The organism is Streptomyces sp. 7N604, from assembly GCF_052245475.1.
Taxonomy (GTDB): Bacteria; Actinomycetota; Actinomycetes; order Streptomycetales; family Streptomycetaceae; genus Streptomyces.
Genome location: NZ_JBQQBX010000043.1, coordinates 21530 through 42450 on the forward strand (window position 1 = coordinate 21530; position 20921 = coordinate 42450).

Genomic DNA, 20921 nt, shown 5'->3' on the forward strand with positions numbered 1-20921 from the left:
ATGACTTCCGGTAGGTCAGCAACGACATCGCAGGTCCGGAAGTGAAACAGTGCGGACAGCGACAATCCATATGATTTAGGGGGAGGTTGGCCACCCATGGCTGACGACGTTTTCGACCGGCTCACCGCCTGCGCCGTCGACGTCTTACAGGTCAAGCAGGAGTCCGTGACCCCGGACGCGAGCCTGGCCGACGATCTTGGTGCCAGCAGTCTCATCCAGGTCGAGCTGGTCATGGCCATCGAGGAGGAGTTCGGCATCTCGGTGCCGGACGACGCCGTGGAGGACATCCGCACCATGGACGACCTGCACCGCCTCATCCTGCCCCTCGTCTCATGACGAACGGGAACGGCAAACGCGAGGGGCGCCGCGTCGCGGTCACCGGTCTCGGTGTGGTGAGCGCCTGCGGCATGGGAGCGGAGTCCTTCTGGGAAGGCCTGTTCCAGGAGCCGCCCCCGGGCCACCGGGAGCTGACGGACTGGGACCCGTCGCCCTGGATGGAGACCCGGGAAGTCCGGCACACCGACCGGTTCACCCAATTCGCCGTCGCGGCCGCTGACATGGCGTACCGCGACTCGGGCCTCACCGAAGTGGAAGCCGAACGCTGTGGCGTCATCGTGGCCACGGCCCTCGCCGGCGTCAGCACGTTCGAACGGCAGAGCATCGTCCACCACGAGCGCGGCGCCAGGCGTGTCTCCCCGTTCCTGGTGCCGATGATCATGGCCAACGCCGCCGCGGCGACGGTGGCCATGCACCAGGGGTGGCGGGGGCCGTGCGAGAGCCTGGAGACGGCCTGCGCCGCGAGCACCCACGCCATCGGGCACGCCGCGCGGATGATCGCCGACGGTACCTGTGACGCGGTGCTCGCCGGCGGGACGGAGGCCGCCATCACGCCCGCCATCGTGGCCGGGTTCACCAATATGAGGGCCCTGTCGCCCTCGGGCCGCACCAGGCCCTTCGACGCCGAGCGCGACGGCTTCGCGATCGCCGAGGGCGCCGCGGTGCTGCTGCTCGAGAGCTGGGACGCGGCCGTGGAGCGCGGCGCCACCCTCTACGGCGAGGTGCTCGGCTCGGGCAGTACGGCCGACGCGCACGACATCACCATGCCCGCTCCCGACGGCCGTGAGGCCGCCCGGTGCATCCGGCTGGCCCTCGCCGACGCAGGGGTGCGCCCGGAGGACGTACGCCAGATCAACGCCCACGGCACCGGCACGTTGCGCAACGACGAGGCGGAGACCAACGCCATCCTGTCGGTGTTCGACGACTGCCCGCCCGTGACCTCCACCAAGGGAGCGACCGGGCACGCGTTCGGCGCCGGCGGTGCGCTGGAGGCCGCCGCGGTGCTGCTGTCCATGCGGCACGAGGTGATACCGCCGACCCTCGGGCTCACCGAGCTCGACCCCAAGCTCGGTCTGGACGTGGTGACGGGCGAAGGCAGGAAGTGGCAGCCCGGCCCGACCCTCACGTCGTCGTTCGGCTTCGGCGGCCACAACGGCGTCCTTGTCCTTGGCCCCGCTGGTTAGCGTTCGGAGCGCAGCGATGGAAGCAGAGCGACGTAGCAGTCCGCACGACGTGTTCGCGTGGATCGACGACAGCGCGCGCCGCAGGGACCGGGCCGGACTGACCCGGCGGGTCCAGGTCCGCGGCACCCGGGCGAGCGTGATCGATTTCGGCGGCAATGACTATCTCGGCCTGACCAGGCACCCCGACGTCGTACGGGCCGTGGCCGACGCAGCCCTGACGTGGGGGGCCGGGTCGACCGGCTCCCGGCTGGCCACCGGGACGACCGAGGTGCACGCCGAACTGGAGCGGGAACTGGCTGAGTTCTGCGGGGCGGAGGCCGCGCTCGTCTTCTCCTCCGGCTACCTGGCCAACCTCGGCGCGGTCACCGCGCTGGCCCGCCCCGGCACGCTGATCGCCTCCGACGTGTTCAACCACGCATCCCTGATTGACGGTTACCGGCTGTCGGGCGCCGACGTGGTCAACACGGAGCACGCCGACTCGCAGGCACTTGCGCACGTGCTGGCCGAGCGCGAGCAGCAGCGTGCGGTGGCCGTGACCGAGTCGGTGTTCTCGGTCGACGGCGACCTCGTGGACCTGTCGGCCATCCTGGCCGTCTGCCGCGATCACGCTGCGGGACTGCTCGTCGACGACGCGCACGGATTCGGCGTCATCGGCGAGCGGGGCGAGGGTGCGGTGGCCGCTGCCGGCCTGGACGGCAGCCCCGACGTCGTCACCACCATCACCCTGTCCAAATCCCTTGGCGCACAGGGCGGTGCGGTGATCGGCCCCCGCCGGGTGATCGAGCATGTGATGAACATGGCCCGCAGCTTCCTGTTCGACACCGGGCTGGCCCCGGCCTCGGCCGCCGGGGCGCTGGCGGCGCTCCGGGTGCTGCGTGCCGAGCCGGACCGCCCGGCCCGGGCCCGCGCGGTGGCGGTGGCCATCGCCGAACGTCTCGCGGCCGCCGGATTGGCGGTGACTGAAGCGCAGGCAGCCGTGGTGTCGGTGCGCGGGCCCTCCGCGGCACAGACCGCCGAGTGGGCGGAGAGCTGCCTGGCCGACGGCGTCAAGGTGGCGTGCTTCCGCCCTCCGTCGGTCCCCGACCGGTTCTCCCGCATCCGTCTGACCGCCCGGGCGGAGCTGACCGGAGCCGAGATCGACCGCGCGGTCGAGGTAGTGGTCAAGAACAGCCCCTGATGAGGAACTGCGCGTACGACGACACGGTGGCCTACGCCGAACGAGACAGGACATCATGACGATCGCCAGCAGGTTCCTCTCGCACACCACGACGTCACCCGGCCGTGATGCTGTTGCCATCGGCGGCAATCCTGGACAGCGGTGGAGCTACGACGCGCTGCGGCGCGGCACGCTTGCCGTCGCGCAGGCGCTGCGCGCAGAGTTCGGCGCGGCCCCGGGCCCCGAGGTCCGGGCCGCTGTGCTCCTCGGCAACCGCAAGGAGTTCCTGGAGATCTTCTTCGGCGCGGCGGTCGCCGGGATCCCCGTGATGGTCCTCGACCCGGCGTGGAGCGCCACCGAAGTGGCGTCCGTCCTGCGGGACACGCCCCCGGTGCGGCTGTTCTGCGAGACCGCCACCGGGCCGATTGCGGACAACGCGCCCAGCGGCACGGTGGTTGAGGTGGCTGGTCACGGCTTCGAGGACTGGCTGCGCCGCCACGGCGGCAGGGAAGCGGCCGACGGCTTCCCGGAGTTCGCCGAGGTGCCGGAGAACGCGCTGTTCTACGTGGGCTTCACCTCGGGGAGCACCGGCCGCCCCAAGGGCGCTGTGCGTTCCCACCGGTCCTGGCTGCGTACCTTCGACCACTACACTGCCGAGTTCGGCATCGACGAGACCGACACGATCCTGCTGCCGGGCTCGCTGGCGCACTCGCACTTCCTGTTTGGAGCGGTGCACGGGCTGCATGCCGGCGCGACGGTGCATCTGATGCCGCTGTTCGACGCGGGCCTCGTTCTCGACCACGTCGAGCGGTACTCCGTCACTCAGCTCTACCTGGTGCCGACTATGTTCGAGGCGCTGCTCGAGTACGCCCGCCGACACCCGGGCCGCTCCTTCCCCCAGGTGCGTTCCCTGCTCTCGGCGGGGGCGAAGTGGTCGCCGACGCGCCAGGCCCTGGCTGGGGACCTCTTCCCGAACGCCGACGCCGTGGAGTTCTACGGGGCGACCGAACTGAGCCTGGTCTCCGTGCTGCACGGCGACGACGACGGCCCGAGAGACTCCGTGGGCAGGCCCGTGGCCGGCGTCGAGCTGTCGCTGCGGTCGCCCTCGGGCGGCGAGGTGGGGGTGAACGAGGTCGGCAAGGTGCATGTGCGCAGCGACATGCTCTTCACCGAGTACCTGTCCGCCGACCACAGAGGAGCCCCGGACGAGGACGGGTGGTTCACCGTCGGCGACATCGGCCGCGTCGACGAGCAGGGCTATCTGCATCTCGTCGGCAGGGACAAGGGCATGCTGATCAGCGGCGGCCTCAATGTGCACCCGGAGGAGGTCACGGCGGCCCTGCTCCGGCTGGAGGAGATCGCCGAGGTCGCGGTCGTCGGCCTGCCCGACGAGCGCTGGGGCGACCTGGTGTGCGCTGTGGTCCGGTGGCGCGACGGCGCACGCCTCGACCTGGCGCAGATACGGGACCAGGCCTCGGCGTATGTCTCGCGGCAGAAGTGCCCCCGGCGGCTGTTCGAGACGGCCGAGCTGCCGCACACAACGAGCGGAAAGATCGACAACAGGCGGGTGCGGAACATTCTCCTGGACGGAGGGCAGGGCATGCGGGAGCTTCTGTGAACGGGCAGCGGCCCATCGTCGTGGCGGCGCGCCGCACCCCGATCGGCCGGTTCGGCGGCGCCTTCGCCACGATGCCGATCCATGAGTTGCTCAGGCCTGTCCTCACGGCCCTGCTGGACGACCTGGGCGTCACCGGGGCCGACATCGACGACGTGATCGTCGGCAACGCGGGCGGCTCCGGCGGCAATCCCGCCCCGTACGTTTCGCTCACCGCGGGTCTCGGCATCGATGCGGACCAGGTGCGGGCTGCTCAGCGAGCCAGGGGAGTGGAGCGCAGTACAGCCTTCCTCACCCCGCTGCTCATCAGGACGCTGCGCCTGGCCGACAGCCTGGGCGGAGGCGCTGGACGCGCGGGGCCTGGACGCGAGGGCCGACGACCGGCGCGCACGGCGGCGTGGTGCACGGCGTACGGAGAAGGGTGACGTGCGCTGAGCGGTTGAGCATGAGGGCAACGACGAAAGGGCTTCCGGTTGTTGATCGGAAGCCCCCTCGGTGTGCGCCCCGGTATGGGCCGGTTCAGCCGCGCTCCACCAGGACGTGCCGCGGGGCTCGGAACGACAGCAGCGCCAGCATCTCCGGTGTCGAGTCGTCCGCGAGCCTGAGGTCGGGCAGCCGGGCGGCAGTCATCCGCATCACCACATCGGCCTCCATCCTGGCCAGTTCGGCTCCGGAGCAGCGATGCCGCCCCACACCGAAGGACAGGTGTTTGCGTACGTTGGCCCGGTGCGGACAGATCTGCTCGGGGCGCTCGAAGACATCGGGGTCCGAGCCGGTGGAAGCCAGCATCAGAAGCAACGGAGCCCCTTCCGGCAAGTCCACGCCGGAGAGGGTCATCGGCCGGCCGGTGACCCGCCGCCAGGTGGTGATGGGGGGTTCCCGCCGCAGCATTTCCTCGGTCCACGGCTCGACGGTGCCGGGCTCGGCGGCGAACTGCCGCCACAGGCCGGGGACTTCGAGCGCCCGCCGGTACATGGTGCTCAGCATCTGCGTGGTGGTCATCTGGCCAGCGATGATCATGAAGTAGACGACCGCCGCTGCCTGGGCCACGCTCAGCGGCTCCCCATCCGGCAGGCGGTGCGCGGCGAGCGCGCCGAGCAGCGTACCGTCCTGGGGATCGGGCTGTTGCACCAGACCCGTGAGCCAGGCGTAGAAGTCGGCGGCCTCACGGGCCAGTTCGACCTCTCGCCCGCGTCGCGGCCGCCCCCAGAACAGCTCCAGGGACGCGTCGCTCCACCGGGCCAGGGTGTCGATGTCCACATCGATGGCCCGCTCCAGACCGAGCAACCGCAGCATCACCCGGAACGGCACGTCCCGGGCCAGAGTTGTGGCCAGATCGCACACGCCGTCGGCGGCGAGCCGTTCCTCGACCTCGTCCAGCGACTCCGCCACGACCTTCTCGACCATCGGGACGGATGCGTTGACGGCCTGAGCGTTGAGCAGCCTGGTCATGATGCGCCGGTAACCGGCGTGGGTTTCACTGCCGTTGTTCGCCAGCGTCTGCGGCAGGTCGAACTTGACCCGCGCGAGGATGCGCAGCGTCGGCACGGAAAAACGGCCGACCGCGTCGATGGCGTTGTCCGGAAGGAAGTTCTCCGGATCGAGGAGAATCGCGCGTACGTCCTCGTACCGGCTCACCAACCACAGTCCCGTGTTCTCGTCGTACTTCACGGGTTCGTTCTCGCGGAGCGCCGCCATCGCCGGAAATGGGTCGAGCGCGTACCCTTGATCGAACAGATCCACACTGTCAATGGGAATTGCCACCATGGCGTCAAACCCACCTCCCCCGGTCGACGGTATCAATCGTTCGTGATCACGCTGAATAGCTGCCGGGGGACAGATGTGTGAGACGTGTCTCGTGCGGGTCGGCGCCGGGGGTCATGAGTGACGCGGAGTTCGACCGGGTGATCGTCCTCAACCGTGGCAGGGTCGTCGCCGATGGCCCGCCGCCGGAGACCATAGCCGCCTATGTCTCCATGCATCCGCCGCTGTGGACGGCGCGGATAAGCGGACATGGAGACGGACGAGCCGTCCGAAGAACTCCTTCGGACGGCTCGTCTGCGTTCGGTTCCGCGCGTCAGCGTGTCACTTCTGCGCGGCCTCGAAGGGGTTGCCGCTGTTGACACCGTTCTTCTTTGCTTGGGCGATGGCGGCGGCCGAGGGCTTGGTCTTCGTGAACACGTCGTGGCCGACCAGGGTGGACTTCCACTCGTTGGCGGGGGTGGTGCCGGAGGTCAGCAGCCACTGCGTCGCGATCTTCTCCTGGCTGCCGCTGACATACTGACCGCTCCAGGTGGTGGCCGAGTGGGCGTTGCGGTATTCGTTGCGCCAGGCGACCGTCCAGCCGAGGGCGGTGCCGCTGCCGTCGGTGGCGGCTGCGCTGTCGTAGCGGCCGGTCAGCACATAGCGGTTCTCGGCGTTGCCGACGGTCGACTCGTAGGTGCCGACAAGCCCGCCGTCCGCGGTCGCGGTCACAATGAAGGTCGAGCCCAGCTGGTTGTACCACGTACCGGTGATTCCGGCCTGCGAGGCCGACTGGGCGGCCGTCTTGGAGGTCTTGCCGGTGTCCATCGACGCGCTGGCCGTGACTGTGACACAGGTCAGCGAAACGGCTACAGCTGCAACCACGATCTTGCGCATGTGAGACACGAATTTCTCCCCTAGTTGATGCTGGCGAGACCGGCGGACGTGAGTTCCGCGCGACGGCCGGAAGCTCGCTCCGCAAAGGTGTGTGACCCGTACACCTGGTGGTGCCCGGTGGACAATCAGCAATGTGGATGGCCCTTGGCCGAAAAGAGCAGGATGGTCGAGGTCCGAGTCGATAACTGCCAACAGCACATGTCCGGTGGAGATCGTACTCGCGCTCTGCGGATTGTCTCAACGCTCTTTTCCGTAAAGGAGTTTCGGCCAAAACTATGGCTGAATACCACCTAGCGGCGTCGACCCGGCAATGAAGTGACGGAAGTCAGCGATCAGGAGGAGTGTGTGTCGTCATCGGCGATGCGTATCTTGCGATAGGAGTCTTCGCGTTGGAGATATCTCTCTCGTGTGATGGCCTTGCCACGGCATCACCCCGCCCCTCCGGCGGCTATCCGCCATGATGACCGATCTCCACGTCCTTGAGGATGCCGAGCGCGTCCGGCACGAGCAAGGCCGCCGAGAAGTAGGCGCTCACCTGTCGGGTTCGAGAACTCGGCTGGCTCTCTGACCAGTTGCGCTGGGTGGAGCACCACGCGCAGGGATCGATCTCAGAATGTCGCTGCGTCGAGCTGCTCGTCCTGCGGCACAGGTCGCGGTGTTACTTCGCACGGACCCTCAGCCGCGCTTTGACTGGCCGACCGCGCGCACCTCGCCGCTCTGATCCGACAGCTGCCCCGGCAACTGCGATGGCACCGCCTGGTCGCACCCGACACGATGCTTCGGTGGCACCGAAGGCTTGTGGCGAAGAAGTGGACGTACCCGAGCCGGACCGGTCGCCCGCCCGTGTAGTCCACGGGCGAACGCCCACGCGGAGCGGTTCGTGCGCACCGTCCGGTGAGAGGTCACCGACCGGATGCTCGTGTTCGGCGAACGCCACCTGCGCACCGTGCTGGATGAATACATCCGGCATGACGACAGGCGAAGACCCAACCGCGGACAACAGCTGCACCCGCCACGCCCCGACCACCCCATCGCCGATCTTTCCCACGGGCGCTTGCCGAGAATGCATCGCCGCCCGCGTCGGAAGTGACCAAGCCCACGGGAATCCCGCGGTGTTGGAGCGGGCATGCCCGTTACAGTCTGCGCCGTGGACTTCCGTACCGACATCCTGGGCGAGCCGTATCAGGCCGTCGACCTGCCGCTCGCCGCTGACGACGAGGGTGAGGTCGTCGCGACCCTGATCCGCCGCCAGGCCGGAGCTTCTGGCACCGCGGCTGGAGGCTCCCGCCGGGCCGTGCTCTACGTGCACGGCTACGTCGACTACTTCTTCCAAACCCACCTGGCCGACTTCTACGCCGAGCGCGGCTACGACTTCTACGCCCTCGACCTGCGCAAGTACGGCCGCTCACTGCGCCCGCACCACTCGCCGAACTTCATCCGCGACCTCGACGCCTACGGCGAGGAACTCGACGAGGCCGTCCGCATCATCCGGGAGGTCGACGGGCACGACACCCTGCTGCTCAACGGCCACTCCACGGGCGGCCTGATCAGTGCCCTGTACGCCGACCGGCGGGCCGGCCAGGGGACGATCGACGCGCTCTTCCTCAACAGCCCCTTCCTGTCCATGCCCGCTGCCTTGCCGATACGCACGCTCGGCGCCCCCGTCGTTGACGCCCTTGGACGCGTCGCGGGCACCCGCAAGCTCCCGGCTCCGCTCAACCCGCACTACGTCCACAGCCTCCACCGCGACTTCCGGGGCAGTTGGGAGTTCGACCTCACGCTCAAGCCCGCCGAGGGCTTCCCGCTCTACTCCGGGTGGCTGGCGGCGATCCAACAGGGTCAGCGGCGGGTACGCCGCGGACTGCGGATCGACTGCCCGGTCCTGCTGATGGCCTCGACCGCCAGCACCGTCACCACCAAGTGGGACGAAGCCCTGCTCCGCAGCGACGGCATACTGCGCGCCGAGGACATCGCCCGTCTCGCCCCCCGGCTGGGCCCCCGGGTCACCACCGTGCGCGTCCGGGACGGGGTGCACGACCTGGTTCTGTCGGCACCCGAGGTGCGCGAGCGCGTCTTTGCCGAGCTCGGACTTTGGCTCAGCGCCTATCTGCCGGAGAGGGCCGGATGACCCGCAGACGCGCCTGACGTCCCTTCCTCGGGGTACCGGATGCGGCGAGATGAGGCCGCCCAGGGCTGACCCTGCGTTGGCCGTGTTGCTGCGGCTGTGCGCCTGCCGAAAACCTCGTCCGTGCCTCGCAATGCAAGACGGTACCGATCCCGAACGACGGCGTACCCACGCGCAATGCGCCACGGGACCGTACGGTTTCCGTCAAGACCATTCCGGGAGCGACCGGGTGTCGATCCGGATAAAGCGATTCCGAATCCTATTCGGCCAGGCATTTCGCGCTCTTGTTCACGAATGAGAGAACCGGAGCTCGCTCTTGAACGTGACACCCGTCATGATTGCACAGGATGGTTCGGATGTACGGTCTGTCGAGTCGGCCGAAGAGCGTCGCCCCCGACTAAGTGGCGCTTTTGTGGCCAGATCGTCCGAAGAAGCTGCACGCGTGTTCCTTAGGGAGAGTTGAGCGCTTTGAGTGCGCAGTCACCTTAGAGATCGAGTTCTCATTACTTTAGCGGCAGGCTTTATCGGAGGGCCTCGCATTGCTTTCGGCCGCAAGCGGCAAAGGTGTCACCGTGGTGGACGACTCGCGGGTTTCCCCGATGGTCCGCCTCGAAGGCACAGGAAATCTCCTTGGAAAACCGTTCTAGAGATGGACGAAAGGGGCCTCGCTGGGGTGCACCTCGTGTACAACCGAGCGTCCCACGTTCCTTCAAGGATCCCATCGACTACCTCGACAACGTCGATTCCGGAGGGCTCCTGCTCGACCTTTGTGCGTGCAGCGGAGTGTCGAGAGTCGTAGTGGGAAGCACGTGCCGTCGGCATCTTCCAACGAAAGGACCGGCTATGCATTCTGTTCGCTTCTGGGTGCGCGCTACTGCGGCAACGCTGCTCGTGCTCGTCAGCGTCTTCGGTATAGCGGTGGCGCCGTCCCAGGCTGCTACCAGCACCTCTGTGGTTGAGGCGCCGGCCGTAGCCGGCCAGGTGGCGACCGACTGGAGTGTCTACACCACGTTCTACGGCAAGAATGGTGAGGACGTGCCTCTCCGTAATGGAGATCTCTCGTTCGGACTTCGCCACATCCAGGACAGGCATCCCATGGATACGACCACCTTGGTCGGTTACATCGACAGTGCCCTGGAAGACGGGACTTACACCACTCAATCGAACGGCGATGTAAGGGTCAGGAACAAGACCGCGACCGGCGGCACGTTCAGGGTAGTCTTCACCGAGCGCGTCGACAGCGCGTCAGGGGACGGTCGTTCGGTCGGCATCATCACAGCCTTCCTTGAGTGACCAGGCACTTCAGGAGAGGTCCGGTGGAAGAGGAACCGCGTGGCGCGCTCAGCCTGGACGACTGGATCGACCAGTTCCGGCAAGCTGCAGAGGCGAAGGTCCGCAATGAACTCGGTGAAGAGGGAAACATCGGCGCCCTTCGTGAGCTGACCATCAACCGCAGCGAGACCGGGGGTTGGGCGGTTGCTTCCTTCTCCATTGATGACCGTCCAGGAGTAACCTTCGTGTGGAGTCAGCAGGTTGCACCGGACCTGAGTGCGAAGTGGGAACCTGACTTCGCCGCGATGCTGTTCAGCACACATCTCATCGAGTGGTACCACACCGAAGCCAAGAGGCGCCCTCCCGGCGCTGACGGCGTCATCAGAAACTAGCTACTGAGGTTGAACTCGTGGTGTCGTAGGGGCTGACTGTGACTTAGCACTTCACCTGGCGGTGCTGAGCGCTCTAGTTGGCGAGCTGAGCATTGCGGCTGGCGAGTTGATCTCTGTTTGGTGACGGTGCCTGCGTCGTTGAAGAGCGGGTGCATAGGATCGGCGGCATGGCACTGCGACCCGTCATGGTGAACATAAAGGCTCTTGATCACTCGGCGGTCGGCCGGTTCTGGGCGGAGGCGCTCGGCTGGAGTGCCTACAGCCCCGGCGTGACCACCTACGTCGGGCCCGGCGGCGGACTCGTCTGGCCGGACCCGGTCGTCGTCGGCATCGACGTCGTTCCCGTCCCGGAACCCAAGACGACAGCAAAGAACCGTGTGCACCTCGATCTCGCCACCACCTCTGCGACCCATCAGGCCGAGTTGGTCGCGCGCCTTGAGGCGCTCGGTGCGATGCCGGCCCACGTAGGCCAGGGCCAAGCGCCGTGGACGGTCCTCGCCGACCCGGAGGGCAACGAGTTCTGCGTGCTGGAGCCTCGGGAGATCTACCGGGACACCGGGCCGATCGCCCGGCTGGTGGTCGACTGTGCGGATCCGCAGGCCATGGCCCGGTTCTGGGGTGAGGCGATGGACTGGACCCTGCATGAGGTGACTGACGATCAGGCAGTGTTGCGCTCCGCCAAGGGTGTCGGCCCGTATCTCGAGTTCCTCCGCACGCCCGACGTGCGGACCGTGCCAGACCGCGTCCATCTTGACCTGCTGCCGTACCCCGGTGACGACGAAGCAGCGGAGGTGGCCCGGCTGCGGGCCCTCGGCGCCACCGACCTCGACCTCGGCCAGGGCGAGGTCCCGTGGACGTGCCTGGCCGACCCGGAGGGCCACGAGTTCTGCGTCCTCGCCCTGTCCCACTGACGGGGCGGTCGTCCGCTGCGGTATCACCGGAGGCATGCGGTATCCACAGGGGGGGGCGGGCTGACCGCCGAACGCCAGGAGTTTCGCGAGGGGTTACGGCTCCAGGCCGCGGAGCGGTTCGCTCGGGGTGAGGCGAGTGCGCTGATCGCCAAGGACCTGCGGGTCAGCGTCCGTTCGGTGCAGCGGTGGCGGCGGACACCTCGTCCAGCGCATCCGGCTCGGCCTGCGGCACATCCAGTACCGCAGCCACCTCATAGACGGCTGCCTGGCAGAGACCGGGCTGACCATCAGAGCCGCCTGGGCAGCGAGACGACATCACGAGTTCAACCTCAGTAACTGCGCAGACCTCCACCGAGGACAATTCGGAGCCCAACTCGGCATGAGCGTCCACGCCGTGCGGGTCGACCGCCGTGCCCGCAGGGTCATTCCTTCGCCCAGCCGCCCCGGGCCGCGGAATGGACAGGTACCGGGGACCATGCCCGGTCACTCCGGCAGGCCGCAGGGTCAGCGCACGACCAGGACGTGTTCACCCCGGGGTACGAGTTCACCCACGACCGGCGCGCCGGGGATCTCACCGGCCACCAGCAGTCCGCCGGAGGTCTGCGCGTCGGCCAGCAGCAGCGCTTCCTCCTCGGTCACCGCCGACAGGTCGCTGTGCGGGCGGACCCACTCCAGATTCCGCTGCGTGCCCCCACTCACGTATCCGTCGCGCAGCGCCTGCCGGGCACCGTCCAGGCACGGCACCGCGGCTGAGTCGATCAACGCGGTGACCCCGCTCGCCCGGGCGAGCTTGAAAGCGTGGCCGAGCAGCCCGAACCCGGTCACGTCGGTGGCGCAGACCACGCCCGCCGCGAGCGCCGCCGCGGCCGGCTCGCGGTTGAGCTGTGTCATCGCACGCACCGCCTGCGGGAACACCTCGCCGGTGGCCTTGTGCCTGCTGTTCAGCACACCGATGCCGATCGGCTTCGTCAACGACAGCGGCACTCCCGGCTTTCCCGCGTCGTTGCGCAGAACACGGTCCGGGTCGACCAGACCGGTGACCGCCATGCCGTACTTGGGCTCCGGATCGTCCACGCTGTGGCCGCCCGCGACATGGCACCCGGCCTCCGCGGCCACCTCCAGACCACCGCGCAGCACCTCCCGGGCCAGTTCGAAGGGCAGCACGCCGCGCGGCCAGCCCAACAGGTTCAGCGCCATGAGTGGACGTCCGCCCGTGGCGTACACGTCCGACAGCGCGTTCGTCGCGGCGATCCGTCCCCAGTCGTACGGGTCGTCGACCACGGGCGGGAAGAAGTCGGTAGTGGCGAGCACCGCCAGGTCCTCGGTCAGCCCTACGACGGTGGCGTCGTCGCCGTCGTCCAGGCCGACGAGCAGTTCGCCCGCGGGGTCACGGACCCGCACGCCGCGCCCGAGGCCCCGCAGCACGTCCTCCAGTTCGCCGGGCGGGATCTTGCAGGCGCAACCACCACCGTGGGCGTACTGGGTGAGCCGGATGCGTTCGCGGGGGGTCACAGCCGTCACGTCCACCATGATGCCCCGCCGTGGCGGCTCGCACGCGGATCGTGGCGTTGCGAAGATGGCCGCGTGGCGCGAGGAGGCGTATCCGGCCTGGTGACCGGCGCGGTCTTCAAAACCGTTGAACGGCAGCAGCTGCCGTTGGCGGGTTCGATTCCCGTCCGCCTCCGCCTCCGCCTCCTCGGCCCGTGCCGGGGAGAGCGATGCCGAAGAAGTGCGATGCCGGAGAAGTGCGATGCCGGAGGAGTGCGATGCCGGAGGAGTGCGATGAGTGATCCGCGGCGGCGCATCCCCGGCACCGACACCCTGCTGGCCGAGCCGCGGCTGGCCGAGGCGGTACGGAGGCTGGGACGCCCCCTGGTGAAGGGGGCGGTCACCGATGCCCAACGACGGGCCAGAACAGGGGAGATCGCCCCGGAGGACGTGGTCGAGGCGGCGGTAGGCGGTCTGCCGGAGCGGGCCGGCAGCCTGCGACCGCTGATCAACGCCACTGGGGTGCTGGTGCACACCAACCTCGGCCGGGCGCCGCTGTCGCATGCCGCCCGCGACGCGGTCCTGGCCGCGGCCGGATGGACCGACATCGAATTCGACCTGGCCGAAGGGCGCCGTGCCCGGCGCGGGCGCGGGGCACTCACCGCACTGGCCCGGGCCGTGCCCGGTGCGGGCGCGGTCCACGTGGTGAACAACAACGCGGCCGCGCTGCTCCTGTGCGCCATGGCGCTGGCCGCCGGTGGGCGGGAGATCGTGATCAGCCGGGGAGAGCTCGTCGAGATCGGCGACGGCTTCCGCATCCCCGAGCTGCTGGCAGGCACCGGCGCTCGGCTGCGCGAGGTCGGGACCACGAACCGCACCACCGCTCGGGACTACGCAGGGGCCGTAGGACCCGAGACCGCGTTCCTGCTCAAGGTCCATCCCTCGAATTTCCAGGTCACCGGCTTCACCGCGGCTGCGGGTGTGACCGAACTGGCGGCGCTCGGTCCGCCCTTGGTGGTGGACATCGGGTCCGGCCTGCTGTCCCCGCACCGGCTGCTGCCCGACGAACCGGACGCGGCCACGGCACTGCGTGACGGCGCCGCTCTGGTGACCGCCAGCGGCGACAAACTGCTCGGTGGCCCTCAGGCGGGACTACTCCTCGGCGACGCTCCGCTCGTCGAGCGACTGCGCCGGCACCCCGCCGCGCGGGCCCTGCGGGTGGACAAGCTCACCCTCGCCGCGCTGGAAGCCACTCTGCGCGGCCCCGAAGCACCCGTGGTCACCGCGCTGACCGCCGAGGAGGCCGGGCTGCGGAGCCGCGCAGCCCTGCTGGTCGAGCGACTGCGCGACGCGGGCGTGCAGGCTGCCGTGGTCCGCACGGAAGCGGTTATCGGAGGTGGCGGGGCACCGGCGGTGACGCTGCCCAGCGCCGCGGTCGGTCTGCCTCCCGGCTACGGCCGCCCGCTGCGCACGGGACCGGTGCCGGTGATCGGCCGCGTGGAAGCGGGCCGATGCCTTCTGGACCTGCGTACGGTCGCCGCGTCGGAGGATCGGGCCCTGCTGGACTCGGTGCTGGCTGCGCACCGAGCGGTGCCGGAACGGACGAGGCCGGGCAACGGTGGAAGTGACAGCGGAAGTGAGCGGCCGTGCAGGTGATCGCCACTGCCGGTCATGTCGACCACGGCAAGTCGACCCTCGTACGGCTGCTCACCGGCATGGAGCCGGACCGCTGGGAGGAAGAGCGCAGCCGAGGCCTGACCATCGACCTCGGGTTCGCCTGGACGACCCTGCCCACCGGGGACCCGATCGCGTTCGTCGACGTGCCGGGGCACGAACGGTTCGTGCCGAACATGCTCGCCGGTGTCGGCCCTGTTCCTGCCGTGCTGTTCGTGGTGGCCGCCGACGAGGGGTGGATGCCGCAGTCCACCGAGCATCTCGCGGCGCTCGACGCGCTGGGCGTACGGCACGGCCTGCTCGCCGTCACCCGATCCGACCTGGCGGACCCGGGGCCGGCGCGGGAAGAGGCACTGGCCCGGATGGCGGGCACTGCCCTCGGTGCGGTCGACTCGGTGGCGGTGAGCGGGCGGACCGGCGACGGGCTGGACCGGCTGCGCTCGGGCCTGGCCCGGCTGACCGCGGCGCTGCCGCGCCCCGACGCGGACGCGGACGTACGGCTGTGGGTGGACCGCTCGTTCAGCATCGACGGCGCCGGCACGGTGGTCACCGGCACGCTGGCGGCCGGCACGCTGCGGGTGGGCGACGAGCTGATGCTGGCGTCCACGGGTGCGGCGATGCGCGTACGCGGCCTGCAGTCGCTGGGCCAGGACGCCCGCACGGTGTCCGCGGTGGCACGGACGGCGGTGAACCTCCGCGGCGTGGAGCGCGGCGCTGTCACTCGTGGCGATGCGCTGCTCACCCCCGGCAGATGGCGGGCCACGGGCGAGATCGACGTGACGCTTCGAGGCGAGGGCAGCGAGGACCTGCCCCGGGAGCTCGTCCTGCATATGGGCTCCGCCGCGGTCACCGTCCGGGTCCGGCCCCTGGGCGCGGGCACCGCCCGGCTCCGGCTGACGCGGCCCCTGCCGCTGCGGGTCGGCGACCGTGCTCTGCTGCGTGATCCGGGACGACACCGGGTCGCAGCCGGTGTCGACGTGCTCGATGTGCGACCGCCCGACCTGCGCCGACGGGGCGCGGCGCGACGGCGTGGGGCGGAACTGGCTGCGCTCGCCGGGGCGTCGCCGGCCGTAGTGGCCGACGCCGTACTGCGGCGGCAGCGGTTCGCCACAGCGGACGAACTGCGCGCCATGGGACTGCCGGTGGTGGGCGAGCAGCTCGGGGGCGGGGGCCTGCGGGTGCACCCGGAGACGTGGTCCGGGCTGCTCGACGAGCTGCGCGCGCTCGTCGACCGATGGCGCGGCGATCATCCCCTGGAGCCCGGTGTGCCGGTGGACGCGGTGCGGCAACAGCTGCGGCTGCCCGGGACCGGTGTGGTGGAACGCCTGGCCGGGGCCGCGTCGCTCCCGGTGGTGGAGGGGCGGGTGTGTTGCCCCGGCCGGAGGGGTGAGCTGCCCCCTCCGGTGGAGGCCGCGGTGGCCGAGCTGACCGCCGCGCTGCTGGAGCGCCCGTTCGCGGCGCCGGACGCCCACCGGCTCGCCGAACTGAGGCTGGGAGCCAGGGAGCTGGCCGCGGCGGTGCGGGCGGGCCGGCTGCTGAAGGTGGCCGACGGCGTCTTTGTGCTGCCCGGCGGCGAGACACGGGCCGGCGAGCTGCTCGCCGGACTGCCGCAGCCGTTCACCCTCGGGGAGGCCCGGCAGGCGCTGGGCACCACCCGGCGTGTTGCCGTACCGCTGCTCGAGCTGCTCGACCGCCGGGGTATCACCGAGCGGCTGCCGGACAGCACCCGCCGGGTGCGGGCGCCCCGGCCTGCCTGAACCGCACAGTGGGATCCGGGCCTCCGACGGGAGGTGCGGGCACGGGTAGGCCCCCTTCCTCGACATGCGTCCGTGCCCGCCCGGGCCTACGGTGACGAGGACATGGCTGGGACACGAGGTGGGAGATCGTCGTGGGCCTGCGGCAGTGGATCGAGGGCTGGCCGGTGTACCGGCAGCTCACCGGTGACGATGTGCTGGGCAGAGGAGCGGCGGCTCGCTCCCGGGGCACCGAGCAGCTGCGCGCCCGCACCGAGCAGGCCGACCGGGTCGTGCGGTCGGTGTGCCCCTACTGTGGCGTGGGCTGCGGCCAGCGGGTCTACGTCCAGGACGAGAAGGTCACCCAGATCGAGGGCGACCCGGACTCGCCGGTCTCACGCGGCCGCCTGTGCCCGAAGGGTTCGGCCAGCAAGCAGCTGGTGACCAGCCCCAGCCGCGTCGACACCGTTCTGCACCGGCGTCCGCACGCCACCGAGTGGGAGCGGATCCCGCTGGGCCGGGCGATGGACATGATCGCCGATCGCGTGATCGAGACGCGCCGGCGGACCTGGCAGGACTCGCTCGACGGCGCCACCGTCCGGCGGACGCTCGGCATCGCCAGTCTCGGCGGAGCGACGCTGGACAACGAAGAGAACTACCTGATGAAAAAGCTCTATACGGCGCTGGGGGCCATCCAGATCGAGAACCAGGCGCGCATTTGACACTCCTCCACCGTTCCCGGTCTGGGAACCTCGTTCGGTCGCGGCGGAGCCACGACGTTCCAGCAGGACCTGGCCAATGCCGACTGCATCGTCATCCAGGGCTCCAACATGGCCGAATGCCACCCGGTCGGGTTCCAGTGGGTCATGGAGGCCAAGGCACGGGGCGCGACGGTCATTCACGTCGATCCCCGGTTCACCCGGACCAGCGCCATGTCCGACCTGTTTGTGCCGCTGCGCGCCGGCACGGACATCGTGTTCCTCGGCGCTCTCGTCAACCACGTGCTGAGCAACGAGAAGGACTTCCGCGAGTACGTGGTGGCGTACTCCAACGCGCCGGCCATTCTGCGGGAGGACTTCGCCGACACCGAGGACCTGGACGGGCTGTTCTCCGGTTTCGACCCGGAGGGCAGGGCTTACGAGACCGGGACCTGGATGTACGAGGGGGCGGAGCCCGCCGCAGCCGCCGGCCGCCGGGACCGGTGGAGGGAACGGGCCGAGTCCGGCGCGGCAGAAGAGCAGCACGGAGGCAAGGCTTTCCGCGACACCGCCCGTGCGGAGCAGTACGGAGCGGGCGGCCCGAGTGTGGGCACCCAGCCGACGATGGACCCCACCCTGCAGCATCCGCGCTGCGTCTACCAGGTGCTCAAGCGGCATTTCTCCCGCTACACGCCCGAGATGGTCGAGGACGTCTGCGGCATTCCACGGGATCAGTTCGCCAGGGTGGCCGAGGCGCTCACCGTGAACTCGGGCCGCGAGCGCACCACGGCGTTCTGCTACTCGGTGGGCTGGACGCAGCACACCGTTGGCGTGCAGTACATCCGTACGGCGTCCATCCTGCAGACTCTGCTGGGCAACATCGGCCGCCCCGGGGGCGGCATCCTCGCGCTGCGGGGGCACGCCAGCATCCAGGGCTCCACGGATGTCCCGACCCTCTTCGACTTGCTGCCCGGCTACATCCCGATGCCGTACGCCCATCAGCACCAGGACCTCGATGCGTTCGTGGCCGCAGACTCCGGCGCCACCGGCTTCTGGGGCAACATGCGCTCCTATGTGGTGAGCCTGCTCAAGGCATGGTGGGGTGATGCGGCGACCGAGGAGAACGACTTCTGCTTCGACTATCTGCCCCGGTTGAGTGGCTCCCACGGCACCTACCAGACGGTGCTGAACCAGATCTCCGGGGAGTGCAAGGGCTACTTCCTCGTCGGGCAGAATCCGGCGGTCGGGTCGGCCAACGCCAAGCTGCAGCGGCTGGGCATGGCGAATCTGGACTGGCTGGTGGTGCGGGACCTCCAGCTCATCGAGAGCGCAACGTTCTGGAAGAACGGGCCCGAGATCGAGACCGGTGAACTGCGCACCGAGGAGATCCCGACCGAGGTGTTCTTCATGCCGGCCGCCGCGCACACGGAGAAGGGCGGCAGCTTCACCAACACACAGCGGCTCCTGCAGTGGCACCACAAGGCCGTCGAGCCGTCGGGGGACGCCCGCAGCGACCTGTGGTTCTACTACCACCTGGGTCGCATCGCCCGGGAGAAGCTCGCCGGGTCGACGGATCCGCGTGACCGGCCGGTGCTCGACCTCACGTGGGACTATCCGACGGAGGGCCCGCTGGCCGAGCCGAGCGCAGAAGCCGTGCAGGCCGAGATCAACGGTGCCGGTCCCGACGGGCCCTTGTCGTCGTACACCCAGCTCAAGGACGACGGTTCCACCTCCTGCGGAGTGTGGATCTACTGCGGGGTCCGTGCCGATGGCCACAACCATGCGGCGAACCGCAAGCCGGGCAGCGAGCAGAGCTGGGTCGCCCCCGACTGGGCGTGGGCCTGGCCGGCGAACCGCCGCATCCTCTACAACCGGGCGTCCGCAGACCCCGACGGCAGGCCGTGGAGCGAGCGCAAGAGGTACGTCTGGTGGGACGCCGACCAGGGCCGCTGGACGGGGGAGGACGTCCCCGACTTCGAGCCCACGAAGCCGCCCGACTACGAGCCGCCGCCGGGCGCCCGGGCGGAGCACGCGCTGCACGGCACCGACCCGTTCATCATGCAGAGCGACGGACGTGCCTGGCTGTTCGCCCCGGCGGGACTGGCGGACGGTCCGCTGCCCGCGCACTACGAGCCCTTCGAGTCCCCGGTGGACAATCCGCTGTACCGGCAGCAGACCAATCCGGCACTCGAGGCGTACGACCATCCGGCCAACCGGTACCACCCGAGCCGCAGCGAAGTGTTCCCCTACCCCTTCACCACCTACCGCCTCACCGAGCACCACACCGCCGGCGCCATGAGCCGGACCCTGCCCTATCTCTCCGAGCTGCAGCCGGAGTTCTTCTGCGAGATCTCCCCCGCTCTCGCCGCGGAGCGCGGGCTGGAACACCTGGGCTGGGCGACCATCGTCACCGCGCGCACGGCGGTGGAGGCGAGGGTGCTGGTGACCGACCGGATCCAGCCGCTCAAGGTCCGGGGCCGGACGGTCCACCAGGTCGGGCTGCCGTATCACTGGGGCCCGAACGGGCTCTCCACCGGGGACGCGGCGAACGAGCTGCTGTCCGTGGTGCTCGACCCCAATGTCCACATTCAGGAGTCCAAAGCGGCGACCTGCGACATCCGTCCGGGCCGGCGTCCGCGTGGCCCTGCCCTGCCGGCCTTCGTCGCGGACTACCGCCGGCGCGCCGGTATCACCGACGACACCGGTTCACCCCGACAGGGCCCGAGTGCAGGAGGAGGTTCCCAGCCGTGACCGCCGACCACAGCGGATGGTGCGGCCCGCTGGCCGATCCCAGCGCGGACGCCGGATACCCGGACACGCATCCGCCCCGGATGGGCTTCTTCACGGACACGTCCGTGTGCATCGGCTGCAAGGCGTGCCAAGTGGCGTGCAAGGAGTGGAACCTGGTCCCGCCCGAGGACGACGCGCCGGACCTGCTGGGGCTGTCGTACGACAACACGGGCGCCCTGGGCGCCAACACCTGGCGTCACGTGGCGTTCATCGAGCAGCAGGTGGCGCCGGAACGCCCGCCTGTCGAGCTGGGGATGCCGACCATCGGTGCGCCCGAGCAGCCCGCCGGGGACGGGGAACCCGGGGTGCGCTGGCTGATGTCGAGTGACGTGTGCAAGCACTGCACGCATGCGGCATGTCTGGACGTGTGCCCCACGGGTTCGCTCTTCCGCACCGAGTTCGGCACCGTCGTGGTGCAGCAGGACATCTGCAACGGCTGCGGCTACTGCGTGCCCGCCTGCCCGTACGGGGTGATCGAGACCCGGAAGGGCGACGGCCGGGCGTTCAAGTGCACGCTGTGCTACGACCGCCTGGGGGCGGGCAAGGAGCCCGCCTGCGCCCAGGCGTGCCCGACCGACTCCATCCAGTTCGGCGTGTTGGAGGAGCTGCGCGAACGGGCCGACCGGCGGATGGAGGAACTGCACGGGCGCGGCGCCCCCGAGGCACGCCTGTACGGCCGTGACCCCACGGACGGCGTCGGCGGTGACGGGGCGTTCTTCCTGCTGCTCGACGAACCCGAGGTGTACGGGCTGCCGCCCGACCCCGTCGTCACCACATGCGACCTGCCGTCGATGTGGCGGTACGCGGCCGTGGCGGCGCTCGGCGTGGCCGCGAGCGTCGCGCTGTCCTTCGTGGGGCGGCGCCGGTGAGGAGCACCCAGTGAGGAGCACCCAGTGAGGAGCACACA

At 69.7% G+C, this 20921-nt stretch carries 17 protein-coding genes, 1 tRNA gene and 2 pseudogenes; 15 read left to right on the forward strand and 5 right to left on the reverse strand.

Annotation, left to right across the window (positions count from 1 at the left end; translation table 11 throughout):
* The first annotated feature begins 96 nt into the window (after positions 1–96).
* The 5 genes from ACTWP8_RS33930 to ACTWP8_RS33950 are packed head-to-tail and all read left to right on the forward strand — an operon-like array spanning position 97 to position 4716.
* Positions 97–336, forward strand: a complete 240-nt coding sequence (locus tag ACTWP8_RS33930) for an acyl carrier protein (RefSeq protein ID WP_443325929.1) — start codon at positions 97–99, stop codon at positions 334–336.
* Positions 333–1520 (forward strand): beta-ketoacyl-[acyl-carrier-protein] synthase family protein, encoded by a 1188-nt coding sequence (locus ACTWP8_RS33935; protein WP_443325930.1) that lies wholly within the window; start codon positions 333–335, stop codon positions 1518–1520. Before ACTWP8_RS33930 ends, ACTWP8_RS33935 begins: the two co-directional genes overlap by 4 nt.
* 16 nt (positions 1521–1536) lie before the next feature.
* Positions 1537–2697, forward strand: coding sequence for an 8-amino-7-oxononanoate synthase (locus ACTWP8_RS33940; RefSeq protein WP_443325931.1), 1161 nt, complete (start codon positions 1537–1539; stop codon positions 2695–2697).
* Between the two features lie 55 nt (positions 2698–2752).
* On the forward strand, positions 2753–4294 hold the full coding sequence (locus ACTWP8_RS33945) for an AMP-binding protein (protein ID WP_443325932.1): 1542 nt from the start codon (positions 2753–2755) through the stop codon (positions 4292–4294).
* Positions 4291–4716 (forward strand): thiolase family protein, encoded by a 426-nt coding sequence (locus ACTWP8_RS33950; protein ID WP_443325933.1) that lies wholly within the window; start codon positions 4291–4293, stop codon positions 4714–4716. The genes ACTWP8_RS33945 and ACTWP8_RS33950 overlap by 4 nt, the downstream gene beginning before the upstream one ends.
* 94 nt (positions 4717–4810) lie before the next feature.
* Here the strand turns inward: ACTWP8_RS33950 and ACTWP8_RS33955 are convergent, their stop codons facing one another.
* The 3 genes and pseudogenes from ACTWP8_RS33955 to ACTWP8_RS33965 all read right to left on the reverse strand — a co-directional run.
* Positions 4811–6034: a cytochrome P450 gene (locus tag ACTWP8_RS33955; protein ID WP_443325934.1), complete on the reverse strand. Its 1224-nt coding sequence runs from the start codon at positions 6032–6034 to the stop codon at positions 4811–4813.
* A gap of 342 nt (positions 6035–6376) precedes the next feature.
* Entirely contained in the window at positions 6377–6931 is a 555-nt protein-coding gene (locus ACTWP8_RS33960; protein WP_443325950.1) for a streptavidin, read from the reverse strand.
* A 448-nt stretch (positions 6932–7379) separates the two neighbouring features.
* Positions 7380–7466, reverse strand: a pseudogene (locus ACTWP8_RS33965) (hypothetical protein); the annotation flags it as partial.
* A gap of 612 nt (positions 7467–8078) precedes the next feature.
* Here ACTWP8_RS33965 and ACTWP8_RS33970 point away from each other — a divergent pair.
* The 5 genes and pseudogenes from ACTWP8_RS33970 to ACTWP8_RS33990 form a co-directional block, all read left to right on the forward strand.
* Positions 8079–9059, forward strand: coding sequence for an alpha/beta hydrolase (locus ACTWP8_RS33970; protein WP_443325935.1), 981 nt, complete (start codon positions 8079–8081; stop codon positions 9057–9059).
* Positions 9060–9899: 840 nt separating this feature from the next.
* Positions 9900–10349, forward strand: a complete 450-nt coding sequence (locus ACTWP8_RS33975) for a hypothetical protein (protein WP_443325936.1) — start codon at positions 9900–9902, stop codon at positions 10347–10349.
* Positions 10350–10372: 23 nt separating this feature from the next.
* Positions 10373–10720, forward strand: a complete 348-nt coding sequence (locus tag ACTWP8_RS33980) for a hypothetical protein (RefSeq protein WP_443325937.1) — start codon at positions 10373–10375, stop codon at positions 10718–10720.
* Positions 10721–10887: 167 nt separating this feature from the next.
* The gene (locus ACTWP8_RS33985) at positions 10888–11631 is read left to right on the forward strand and encodes a VOC family protein (protein ID WP_443325938.1); all 744 of its coding nucleotides are present in this window, start codon (positions 10888–10890) and stop codon (positions 11629–11631) included.
* Between the two features lie 34 nt (positions 11632–11665).
* Positions 11666–11835 (forward strand): annotated as a pseudogene (locus tag ACTWP8_RS33990) (IS630 family transposase); the annotation flags it as partial.
* On the opposite strand, the gene ACTWP8_RS33995 reads toward ACTWP8_RS33990, so the two are convergent.
* Both ACTWP8_RS33995 and selD read right to left on the reverse strand, forming a co-directional pair.
* Positions 11795–12022: a hypothetical protein gene (locus ACTWP8_RS33995; protein WP_443325954.1), complete on the reverse strand. Its 228-nt coding sequence runs from the start codon at positions 12020–12022 to the stop codon at positions 11795–11797. The pseudogene ACTWP8_RS33990 and the gene ACTWP8_RS33995 overlap by 41 nt on opposite strands.
* 113 nt (positions 12023–12135) lie before the next feature.
* Positions 12136–13143, reverse strand: a complete 1008-nt coding sequence (gene selD / locus ACTWP8_RS34000; RefSeq protein WP_443325951.1) for a selenide, water dikinase SelD — start codon at positions 13141–13143, stop codon at positions 12136–12138.
* A gap of 81 nt (positions 13144–13224) precedes the next feature.
* Between selD and ACTWP8_RS34005 the strand changes: the two genes are divergently transcribed.
* The 5 genes from ACTWP8_RS34005 (at position 13225) to ACTWP8_RS34025 (ending at position 20883) form a co-directional block, all read left to right on the forward strand.
* A tRNA-Sec gene (locus tag ACTWP8_RS34005) sits at positions 13225–13316 on the forward strand.
* A 97-nt stretch (positions 13317–13413) separates the two neighbouring features.
* Positions 13414–14775, forward strand: a complete 1362-nt coding sequence (gene selA / locus ACTWP8_RS34010) for an L-seryl-tRNA(Sec) selenium transferase (protein ID WP_443325939.1) — start codon at positions 13414–13416, stop codon at positions 14773–14775.
* Entirely contained in the window at positions 14772–16550 is a 1779-nt protein-coding gene (selB, locus tag ACTWP8_RS34015; protein WP_443325940.1) for a selenocysteine-specific translation elongation factor, read from the forward strand. Before selA ends, selB begins: the two co-directional genes overlap by 4 nt.
* 131 nt (positions 16551–16681) lie before the next feature.
* Complete coding sequence (gene fdh, locus ACTWP8_RS34020; RefSeq protein ID WP_443325941.1) at positions 16682–19975, forward strand: formate dehydrogenase; 3294 nt, start codon at positions 16682–16684, stop codon at positions 19973–19975.
* 80 nt (positions 19976–20055) lie between these two features.
* On the forward strand, positions 20056–20883 hold the full coding sequence (locus ACTWP8_RS34025; RefSeq protein ID WP_443325952.1) for a 4Fe-4S dicluster domain-containing protein: 828 nt from the start codon (positions 20056–20058) through the stop codon (positions 20881–20883).
* Positions 20884–20921: the final 38 nt, after the last annotated feature.